8 protein-coding genes and 1 pseudogene are annotated in these 10,324 nt (G+C 58.5%); 1 reads left to right on the top strand and 8 read right to left on the bottom strand.

Annotated features, from left to right (window positions below):
* Positions 1–648 (top strand): DUF2779 domain-containing protein (locus NTW95_02855; GenBank protein MCX6556360.1); only part of this gene is annotated, 648 nt, incomplete at its 5' end.
* 105 nt (positions 649–753) lie between these two features.
* On the opposite strand, the gene NTW95_02850 is transcribed toward NTW95_02855, so the two are convergent.
* The 8 genes and pseudogenes from NTW95_02850 to NTW95_02815 all read right to left on the bottom strand — a co-directional run.
* Positions 754–2,499, bottom strand: a complete 1,746-nt coding sequence (locus NTW95_02850) for an ATP-binding protein (GenBank protein MCX6556359.1) — start codon at positions 2,497–2,499, stop codon at positions 754–756.
* A 330-nt stretch (positions 2,500–2,829) separates the two neighbouring features.
* A complete protein-coding gene (locus NTW95_02845) occupies positions 2,830–4,344 on the bottom strand; it encodes a hypothetical protein (GenBank protein MCX6556358.1) in 1,515 nt (504 codons plus the stop codon).
* Positions 4,341–5,051 carry a pyridoxine 5'-phosphate synthase gene (locus tag NTW95_02840; GenBank protein ID MCX6556357.1) on the bottom strand — a complete coding sequence of 237 codons (711 nt, stop codon included), beginning with the start codon at positions 5,049–5,051 and terminating at the stop codon, positions 4,341–4,343. Before NTW95_02840 ends, NTW95_02845 begins: the two co-directional genes overlap by 4 nt.
* A 1-nt stretch (position 5,052) precedes the next feature.
* On the bottom strand, positions 5,053–6,396 hold the full coding sequence (locus tag NTW95_02835; GenBank protein MCX6556356.1) for a phosphoglucosamine mutase: 1,344 nt from the start codon (positions 6,394–6,396) through the stop codon (positions 5,053–5,055).
* Complete coding sequence (locus NTW95_02830; protein ID MCX6556355.1) at positions 6,393–7,070, bottom strand: CdaR family protein; 678 nt, start codon at positions 7,068–7,070, stop codon at positions 6,393–6,395. Before NTW95_02830 ends, NTW95_02835 begins: the two co-directional genes overlap by 4 nt.
* A gap of 1 nt (position 7,071) precedes the next feature.
* Positions 7,072–7,830: a diadenylate cyclase CdaA gene (cdaA, locus tag NTW95_02825; protein MCX6556354.1), complete on the bottom strand. Its 759-nt coding sequence runs from the start codon at positions 7,828–7,830 to the stop codon at positions 7,072–7,074.
* Positions 7,831–9,508: pseudogene (ftsH, locus tag NTW95_02820) on the bottom strand (ATP-dependent zinc metalloprotease FtsH). It abuts the gene before it with no gap.
* Positions 9,509–9,635: 127 nt separating this feature from the next.
* On the bottom strand, positions 9,636–10,324 hold a 689-nt coding region (locus NTW95_02815; GenBank protein ID MCX6556353.1), incomplete at its 5' end, for an aminotransferase class I/II-fold pyridoxal phosphate-dependent enzyme.

The raw sequence follows: 10,324 nt of genomic DNA, 5'->3' as shown, positions 1-10,324 counted from the left end.
CATATAGATAAAAAGGGCATTGCGAATTTTCTATCTACCCTCCAATACCCATTATACTTTTTGGATTTCGAAACCGTCGCTCCGGCAATTCCTTTTTATGATGGAACACGGCCATATCAAAATATTCCCTTTCAATTTTCGCTGCACATCATTCAAAAAGAGGGCGCTAAACAGGAGCACCATTCCTTTCTGGCAGAGGGGAAAACCGATCCCCGGCCGGAAATACTAAAAGAACTCAAGTCGCTGTTGGGTAACGGCGGTTCCATTATTGCCTATAACGCTGGTTTCGAAACCGGTTGTCTGGACGGATGTGCCGAGTCGTACCCCCAGTACAGTGAATGGGTGGCGCGAATAAAACAACGCATCATTGACCTGTTGGCTCCCTTTAAAAGCTTCTACTATTACCATCCTGAGCAGGATGGCAGCGCCTCACTCAAGTCGGTCCTTCCCGCCCTCACAGGAAAAGGTTACGAAGGCATGGAAATTGCCGATGGCAGAACCGCTTCCAGGGAATATGCGCGTGTCACTTTTGGCGATGCCACTGAAGAAGAAAGGCAAAAAGTGCGCAATCACCTTGTTGAATACTGCGGGCAAGATACCGAAGGCATGATTTGGATTGTGAAAGAATTAACAAAACTTATCTCTTAAGACAGGCATCGGCAATCGTGAAGTTTTTATTACAAGCATATTGAAATATCTATTTAGTGGGTTTGCTATCGAATCGTCACGCGTTACTAGTATCTATTCTTTATTTTAATCCTTGGCATGCTTGGGCGCGAATCCCATGACACATACCTTGCCTTCGCGGAAGGAGCCCTCGGCAATGGCCATTGCTTCCAGATCCGTCAGCTCGATGCGCTTCTTTAGCAGTCCGTCGAGCAGGGCGCGGCGCGCGACGTTCTCGATCTGGGCGCCACTCAGAGGGTAGGCGGCCAGGCGCGCTGCCCATTCCATCTCTAGCTTTGGCATGCGGCTTTGCCAGATGCGTCGGCGCTCCACCTTCCCGGGCAGATCGAAGCGCAGCTTGTACAAGAATCGACGGTCAAAAGCGCTGTCGATGTTGTCGATAAGGTTGGTGGTGGCTACCAGGATGCCCTCGAAATGCTCCATCTCCTCAAGCAGGACATTCTGCATTATGTTGTGCATCTGGTCAACGCTGTGGCCCACCGCGACGCGGCGTCCGACCATTGCATCGGCCTCGTTAAGCAGCAGCAACGGTGCCGGGGCGTCGCCCTTGCTGCACTCGCGCCAGCGGTCGAACACAATGCGCACATTCTTTTCGCTCTCGCCCACGTACTTGTCGCGCAGCTGGCTCATGTCGACCTGTAGGATGGGGCGGCCAGCAGCACAGGCCAGGTTCAAGGCGGCGATGGTCTTGCCCGTGCCCGGGGCGCCGTGCAGCAGGATGGTCAGCCCCTGGGGCAGCCCAGCCTTCCTGAGGCCGCTCGTGAAGCGGCGGAAACTAGCAGGGGTGCAGGCGCGCTCCAGGACGGTCAACTCTTTTGCCATCCCTGCGGGTAAGAAGAGCATAGTGGGCTTTTCCGGACAGGGCTTGAGCCTAACTACCTCTCCGCCCCCGGCATCATCATCTCTGCCGACATTGCGCAGTCGTGGGTACAACTTCTCGATTGATCCCGGCCCCAGCTTGAAGGCCAGGCAATCGGACATATCGTTATTTTTGAACTCTACAAGGTAACGCTTGGCAACCAACGTCTGGCCGTCGTTGATGAGGCGCAGTAGGTGTCCCTTTTCGCCCATAGGCAGCTGGCAGTCGCTGAAGAAGTCATCCAGGTCGTACGCCCTGCGCGTGACAGCCGCCATTGAAGCGGCCATGAAAAAGAGTGCCATCTCGATTGCAGGCAACCCTTTTAGCCAGGCCCCGAGCGGATTGCGTCCGGCGCTCTTGGCGGCCAGGCGGGAGAGACTGGAAAAGAGCATCTGCCGGGAGATCTCACGATCATGCGAAAGGTGCAGCAGCTCATCCGCTTCGCCGATGACCGCCAGGGGGTCGTCGAAATCAACGCGGGAGTCGCTGTCTTTGCCATGGAGTATTTCCACGAAGACGATTGCGTCCAGTTCCACCATGGAGTCCATGAGAATTGAGCGCGATGCTTTCCCTCGGTTTACCACCACCAGGCCCGACTGCCGGAGCCTCTCCACGGAAGCGGTGAACGGTAGCCGGGCCTCGCCTTTCAGACAGTGCCTTTCGGCGACCGTTTCCAAGTCTGCCAGACCGTTGTGGTCGATAGCCTCGGCGAAAAGGGCGACGAAGGTTGCGGCCAGTTCGCGGTCGAAGTTCAGGTGCTTGCAGATCCACGTCAGCAGTGGTGAGCGAACGGCGCCGCTTATGAGCCCTTTCCGTTTCCCCAATCGACGCAGAGCCCTGGCGCGGGTGATCGGGAACGGCCTTGCTTTATTGGGCGCGGAACTCTCAATATTGACAGGTTTTTTTGATTTTTTATTTGTTTTTTTCATTTTAATTTTATAAGCATCTGTCAATATTATAAATGCCTCTCCCTATCAACTGGGGACAGGGGAGAAAATATTTTTGTTTTATTGGTGTTATGGGTAGTAATTGTGGTAGTGAAGAAAAAGACAATAAAAAGTTGCTTCTTCCAACTATTTACTATTGTCTTTCACCTTTGCCTTAATTCTGCCCTCTCCTCAAATGACAGGGCAAGAAGGTTAGAATAGTCATATGGATAAATATTAAGGAGAAAAGAATGTCTGTGCCCATTGAATTTATCAGCGTGATTGTCCCGCTGCGGACAATAGAGGAGAGGTTCGATGGTGGTATGGCCCGCTTCTTATATAAATTCAGTTCGGCATTCAGTAGAGACCGATCCTGCGCAGGAAGATTTCACCTTGGGCGCCGGAATAGGCGTTGTTGCCGTCGATCAGGAAAAAGAAAGAATCGATGTCAACCGGGGCCGGGACGGCCGGCTGGCCGTACAGGCAATGGAAGCTGGAGAAGGGGATGGCGATCCGCCGCCATTCGCCATCGGCCAGGAACGAATGCTGGTACGCGGCTTCGCCCGGGCCGCTGCCGATGCGGAACTGCAGCGCATCCCAATGCAGGACGGCGCCGGAACGGCCGTTTTTCTCGACACTGAAATAGTTTTCGCCCTCGGTTGCGAATACGGCGACGACGTTTTCGGGCGCTGCTCGTATGGGTGCCTTCCGGGCGATGAAGATCGGGTTGGTCATGATCCAGGGAAGCTCTTTGAAGCGGCCTGAAGCGAGCGAGATCTCGGCGCGGTAAACGCCGCCGCGGTCGATCGGCACGGACAACTCGGGTCGGGTGTTGGCGCGAACAACGGTGAAAAGCGCGCCGTCCTTTTTGACCACGATGTCGGTGGCGAACTGGAATGGCAGCGCCATCATCAAATTGCCGCCCGCTGCCGGCGCGTCGCCACCCATGTCGACGCGGCCTCCGTCCTTCTGCAGGTAATAGCAGTCAAAGCCGTTGGCCGGGGCCAGCGATTCGATGACGCTGAAAAAATCGCCGCGGCGCATGGCGGCGATGACCGCGGCAGCGGCGCGGTTCGCGTCCGCGTCTGCGTCCAGCCCGCGCTCCACCTTCACATAGACATTCAGGATCCGGAAGGTCGCCCCGTAGGAGGGGAAGTGGAGGCTTCTCCTTGTGCTGAGCGGAAGTTTGGCGTGGGAGTCAAGGGCATAGATCCCGAAGTATCTCCCCTGGCGGTTGAGGCGGTCCCAGGTTTCCATCTCCCGGCGCGGATAGGAAAGCAGCGCGGTCAAGGCGTAGTCGGGATTGAAAACATACTGCAGCGGGAAAAGGGTCAGCCCGCGCAGGAGATTCTTTTTGGCCATCTGGTACAGGCTCAGGATTTCGATGCCGGAGAAATCCCGCACCTGCCAATCGCTCCAGGGGATCTTGCGGTCGAAGGGATGGGAGATGAAGGTGACGCCGTTGTCGCGGTTGACTTCGGCGATCGCTTCCCGGGCTTCGGGGGGAAAAACATAGCCGGGAACCCGGTAGCCGGCCGCGGCCAGGTGGCCTTCGTTGAGAGAAAATTCGGAAGCGCCGATGAGCAGGACGCCGTCGTTCCAACCGGTCGCGGCCGATGCCCTCAGGTTCGGCCGGCCGTGGTCGGTGAGAATGACGAAATCCAACCGGGCGCGCCGGGCGGCACGGGCGATCTCGGCCACGGTGCCGCGGCCGTCGGAAAACGTCGAATGCATGTGGAAGGCGCCTTTTTTGTAAAACGCGGGCAAAGGAAGGTCATTGGCTTCCGGTTTGAATGTCAGGCTGGAGAAAACGAGCGCGAACAAGAAAACGATGAACAGAAAGAGAGCGGCTTTTAAGAAATTTCTCTTCAACTGAGCAGTTCCTTCATCCTGGCCACGGCTTCCTTGAGGCCCACGAAGGCGGCGTTGGCGATAATGGAATGGCCGATGTTCAACTCCTCGATCTCGGCGATGGCCGCGATGGGCCTGATGTTCTGGTAGGTCAGCCCGTGGCCGGCCAGCAGGGTGAAATTCAGCTTCTTGGCGTAGATCGCCGATTTTTTTATTTTTTCCAGCTCCAGGGCGGCGAAACTGTTGTTGCTGTGCTTGGCGTACTCGCCGGTGTTCAGCTCGATAAAGCGGATGCCCAGGCGGTGGCAGGCCTTGATGTTGTCGATGCCGGGGTCGATGAACAGCGAAACGCTGATCCCTGCCGCCAGCAGGTTGCCGGCGACCTCCTGGATTTTTTCGTTGAACATGACCACGTCGAGGCCGCCGCTGGTGGTGATCTCGTCCTTGCTTTCCGGGACCAGGGTGCACATGTCGGGCTTGTACTTCAGGGCGATCTTGACCATGTCCATGGAGACGGCCATTTCCATGTTCAGCCGGCTCTTGATCACCCGGCGCAGGATCTCGACGTCCCGCTCCTGGATGTGGCGGCGGTCCTGGCGCAAATGGACGGTGATGCCGTCGGCCCCGCCCAGTTCGGCCATCATGGCGGCGTAGACCGGGTCGGGCTCGTTGGTCATCCGCGCCTGGCGGATGGTGGCGATGTGATCGATATTGACGCTCAGTTTCATGTTACGCTCCGATTTCGTTCTGGATTAAGTCCGTGAAATGAGGCAATCTATTTTCGATGACGCCCGCATCGCGGGCCTCCATCATGACCCGGACCAGGGGTTCGGTACCGGAGTAGCGGATCAGCAGCCGCGCCTGGCGCCCGTACGTGCCGACGAATTCCTTTTCGGCCCGGGCCAGCGCCTGCCAGCGGGCGAGGTTCTTTTTTCGCCGGATGGGAATGTTCACGGTCCGCTGGGGGAACACGCGCAGCCGGCGGCAGACGTCGCCGGCGCTCCAGCCGAAAAAATCGAGGGCTTTCATGAAAAAAAGCGCGGCCAGCAGCCCGTCGCCGGTGGTCTGCCGATGCCGCAGGATGATGTGCCCCGACGGCTCGCCGCCCAGGATTGCCCCGGCTTTTTTCATTTGCCGGTAGACGCGGCTGTCGCCGACGTCGGTGCGCAGAAACCGAATGCCTGCACAGGCCAGCGCTTTTTCGAGCCCGAGGTTGGCCATGACCGTGCCCACCACCACGCCGTTGAAGCGCGGCTCCCGGCGGCGCAGGTATGCGGCCAGAAGGAAGAGGGTGTGGTCGCCGGTCAGGATTTCCCCATCGCTGGCAACGAAGATCACCCGGTCGGCGTCGCCGTCAAAGGCCATGCCCAGGCCGGCCTTGTTGTCGCGAACGAAGCGCTGCAGCGCCTGCGGGCTGGTCGAGCCGCAGCCGTCATTGATGTTGCGGCCATTGGCGCGGTGATGGCTGAGCAGCGTCTTCATGCCCAGGCGCCGGAACAAGGCGGGGGCGACCGAACCGGCGGCCCCGTTGGCGCAGTCGATGGCGATCCGGGTGTCGCCCGGCTTCAAATCGCGGCCGTTGGCCAGGAGAAAGTCGATGTAAGCGGAGTGCTCGGCGATGCCTGCGATCGCCGCCTGGCCCGGGGCTGCCTTGCTCCCGGCGCTCAGCCGGGCGGAGATTTTACTTTCGAACCTGGCGGAGATTTTCTCGCCGCGGCCATCGAATATTTTGATGCCGTTGTCGCTGAATGGATTGTGGGAGGCGGAAATCATGATGCCGAAGTCGAATCGTTGTGTGCGGGTCAGGTAAGCCAGGCCGGGGGTCGGAATGACGCCGGCGGAAAAAATCGCGGCTTTACGGGCCAAGCCGCCGGCCAGGTGCTTTTCGATCGCGGGCCCCGATTCGCGGGTATCGCGGCCGATGACGATCCGCGCCATTTGGCCGGCCTTCGACCCGGCCGTGGTGGTCAGCGATCCGATGACCTGGCCGAGTTTGATCAGGGTGGCCTCGTCCAAGGGAAATTCGCCGGCCCTGGCGCGGATGCCGTCGGTGCCGAAAAAACCGCCCATCATTTTTTGCCCGCCGCCGGGCCCTCGATCGTGAGCTCCACGTCCACGTCGCGGCGGTCGCGGAATTTCAATATGTTCCGGGTCTGCTTCAGGGCGACCGTGCGTTTCTGGCTGGCCTCGATCTCGTCGAGGTTGATTTCCTCGGTCAGCACCACATTGATGCCGTTGAGCTGCGATTTGTAGCCGATGATCGTGACCCGATCGGGCACGGCCCTGACTTCCTTCAGTTTCAGCGACTCCTTCAACTGGCCGCGGAAACGGACCTTGACCGGCAGCTCCTTGGTGTCGAACTCCTCGACGACCACCGCGATCATCTTGGGGTGGATGGAGATGATCTGGATTCCCTGGGGAACCTCGAGGTAGTCCTCGGCGAAGTAGTTCAGCCTGCTGCTTTCGCCGATGTTTTTCAGGTCGATCTTGATGGCCAGGTTCTCGGGGCGCAATGTGGACAGGAGATTGGCCGCCCCGCGCAACGACAGGCGGACATCCTCCGGCTGCAGGTTGACCACTTCCAGGTTGGGCGACAGATTGGCGATCTCGATGGGCACCTTCAGCGTTTTTTCCGAGTAGGTCTTCTCCCGGCCGCTGATCATCGCCCAGACCACAATGGCCAGGAGCAGGGCGCTGACCTTCAGGCCCCAGTTGTTCAGGAAGAGATTTTTCAATTTTTCCGGCATGTTAGATCTTGAAGAATTTCAGCCTGTTTTTCAGGCCTTCGCGATCCAGGCCGCGAATCAGCTCGCCCTTGGCGGCCAGGGATATTTTTCCGGTCTGTTCCGAAACGACGATGGTAATGCAGTCGCTTTCCTGGCTGATGCCGATGGCCGCCAGGTGCCTGCCGCCGGCCGGAGTCAGCTCCAGCAGTGGCGGATAGGGGAAGAAGCAGTTGGCGGCGGCGATGCGGCCCTCGGAGATGATGACCGCCCCGTCGTGCAGGGGGGTGTTGGGCGAAAAAATGGTCAGCAGCATGTCCTTGGAAACCAGGGCATCGAGCCTGATGTGCTTGTCGATGTAGGATTTCAGCTTGATTTCCCTTTCAATGGCGATCAGGGCCCCGATTTTCCCCAGCGACAGGGCCATGACGGCATTGACGATCTCGTCGCGGACGAGAGAGATGTCGGTGGTGATGAACCTGGTCTTGAGCTTGCTGCCGATGGCGGCCAGGATCTTGCGCAATTCCCCCTGGAACAGGATGATGATGGCGAAGATCAGGTAGGTGAGGAATTTGTTCAACAGGAACGCGAAGGCGGTCAGCTTGAGCAGCTCGGCGAGCAGCGCGCAGCAACCGATCAGCATCAGGCCCAGCGCCATCTGGTAGGACTTGGTGCCCTTGATCAGCAGCAGCAGGGTGTAGATCAGCAGGAAGAGGAAAAAAACGTCCGGGATGTCCTTGAGATTGAATCTGGCGAAGGCGTTGAGGATGTTTTCAATGACCATCTATTCCAGGGGCTGCGCCTTGCCCTCGCCCTTGCTTTTTCTCTTTTTCGCCTGCACCGGGTCGCCATTCTTCTGGGTGCCGAGAATGGCGGCGATGTCGTCGGAGGTCAGCGATTCCTTTTCCAGCAGCTGCAGGGCGATGTGCTCGAGCTTCTCGCGGTTTTCCAGGATGATTTTCTTGGAATGGCCGTACGCCTCGCCGATGATTTTTTTGATTTCGATGTCGATCAGCTGCGAGGTCTCCTCGGAATACTCGTTGTGGGACATCAGGTCGCGGCCGAGGAAGATCATGTCCTCCTTGCGACAGCTGCTGGGTCTGGCCCAGGGCCATGCCGCGGGGGATGATCGAGACCTTGTGCAGGGGGTCGGCCTCCTTTTCCACGGCCGCGATCAAGGCATGGCCGGCCTCGTGGTAGGCGGTGATCTTTTTTTCCTCCTCGGAGATAATCATGCTTTTCCGTTCGCTGCCCATCAGGACCTTGTCCTTGGCGTATTCGAAGTCTTCCATGTCGATGTTTTTCTTGCCGTTGCGCGAGGCGTAGAGGGCCGCCTCGTTGACCATGTTGGCGATATCGGCGCCGGTGAAGCCCGGGGTGGAGCGGGCCAGGACCTGCAAGTCCACATCCTTGTTCATGGGCGTGCTGCGGGTGTGCACCTTGAGAATCTCCTCGCGGCCCTTGACATCGGGGGTGGAGACCACGATGCGCCGGTCGAAGCGGCCCGGGCGCAGCAGGGCCGAATCGAGGATGTCGGGGCGGTTGGTGGCGGCGATGATGATCACCCCTTCGTTGGCGTCGAAGCCGTCCATTTCCACCAGCAGCTGGTTGAGGGTCTGTTCACGCTCGTCGTGGCCGCCGCCCAGCCCGGTGCCGCGCTGCCGGCCGACGGCGTCGATCTCGTCGATGAAGATCATGCAGGGGGCGTGCTTCTTGCCTTCGTCGAACAGGTCGCGCACGCGCGAGGCGCCGACGCCGACGAACAGTTCGACGAAATCCGAGCCGGAAATGGAGAAGAAGGGAACGTTGGCCTCGCCGGCGATAGCCTTGGCCAGGAGGGTCTTGCCGGTGCCCGGAGGTCCGATCAGCAGCACGCCCTTGGGGATCTTCCCGCCCAGGCGCTGGAATTTTTTCGGTTCCTTGAGGAATTCGATGATCTCCTCCAGCTCTTCCTTGGCCTCCTCGACTCCGGCTACGTCTTTGAACGTGGTCTTGTTGCGGTCGCCGGAGAACATGCGCGCCTTGCTTTTGCCGAAGGTGAACGCCTTGTTTCCTCCCTGCTGGCGCATGATCATCACCCAGAAAACGATGATGATCAGGAAAGGCGCCAGGGAGAGGATGATGCCCAGCCATTCGTTCTTGTTCAGCTTCTCCACTTCGATGTTAACCTTGTGCTGGCGCAGCTTGTTGATCAGGTCGGGGTAGTCCTGGGGTATGTTCGACTCGTAGCGGGTGAAGTCGGTCCCCTCTTCCTGGTTCATATCGCCGCTGATGGCGTTGCCGGTGATCAGGGCGCTCGATATCTGGTCGTTTTCGACCTTGTCCATGAATTCGGAAAAAGTGAGCTTCTTGGATTTGCTGCTGGAAACGGTGCTCATCATGTTCCACAACAAGATGAGAATGAAGAGGGCGATGATCCAGAACAGGATGCCTTTCGGCGCTTTGGCTTTTATTTTATTCATTTTTCTTCTTTATCCCACTTGTTTTCGTATATTATAACATAATTGCCGCGATTGATAAACCGGCTGCAGTCCCGTTGAACGGGACAAGACTCAGATGACCTTGTGTCCCGCTGAGACGGGACGGGCATTAGATGACGCCCAGCTGGCGGCCCACCTTGGCAAAGGCGGCGATGGCTTTCTCGATGTGCTCCCTGGTGTGGGCGGCGGAGATCTGCACCCGGATGCGCGACTGGCCGCGCGGCACGACCGGGAAAAAGAAACCGACCACGTAAATCCCCTCGGCGTACAGGTCGCGGGCCATCAACTGCGACAGCTGGGCGTCGTTGGCGAACTTGCGGAAAAGGATCGGCACGATGGGGTGCTCGCCCTCGTTGATGTCGAAGCCGAGCCGCCCCATTTCGCGCCGGAAGGTCTGGGTGTTTTCCATCAGCTGCCGGCGCAGGCCGTCGCTCTTTTCCAGCAGGTCGAAAGCGGCGATGCCGGCTGCGGCGATGGCCGGGGCCAAGGTGTTGGAAAACAGGTAGGGACGCGATTTCTGGCGCAGGATCTCGATCATTTCCCGGTGGCCGCTGGTGAATCCGCCGGAAGCTCCGCCCATGGCCTTGCCCAAAGTAGAGGTGATGATGTCAACCTTGCCGAGCACGTCGTTGTATTCAATGGCACCACGGCCGGTTTTGCCTAAAAAACCGGTGGCGTGGGAGTCGTCGACCATGACCAGGGCGTCGGAGGTGTTGGCCAGTTCACTGATGCACTTCAGGTCGGCGATGTCGCCGTCCATGGAAAAAACGCCATCGGAGGCAATGATGATGTTGCGGG

The organism is Candidatus Aminicenantes bacterium (assembly GCA_026393795.1).
GTDB lineage: Bacteria > Acidobacteriota > Aminicenantia > UBA2199 > UBA2199 > UBA2199.
The sequence above is the reverse complement of the archived record's forward strand: the minus strand, read 5'-3'. Positions and strand labels throughout refer to the sequence as shown.

Coding starts and splice junctions, on each gene's coding strand:
- NTW95_02840 (MCX6556357.1), bottom strand. CDS start 5,051: ATGAAACTGAGCGTCAATATCGATCACATCGCCACCATCCGCCAGGCG.
- cdaA (MCX6556354.1), bottom strand. CDS start 7,830: ATGGTCATTGAAAACATCCTCAACGCCTTCGCCAGATTCAATCTCAAG.
- NTW95_02835 (MCX6556356.1), bottom strand. CDS start 6,396: ATGATGGGCGGTTTTTTCGGCACCGACGGCATCCGCGCCAGGGCCGGC.
- NTW95_02830 (MCX6556355.1), bottom strand. CDS start 7,070: ATGCCGGAAAAATTGAAAAATCTCTTCCTGAACAACTGGGGCCTGAAG.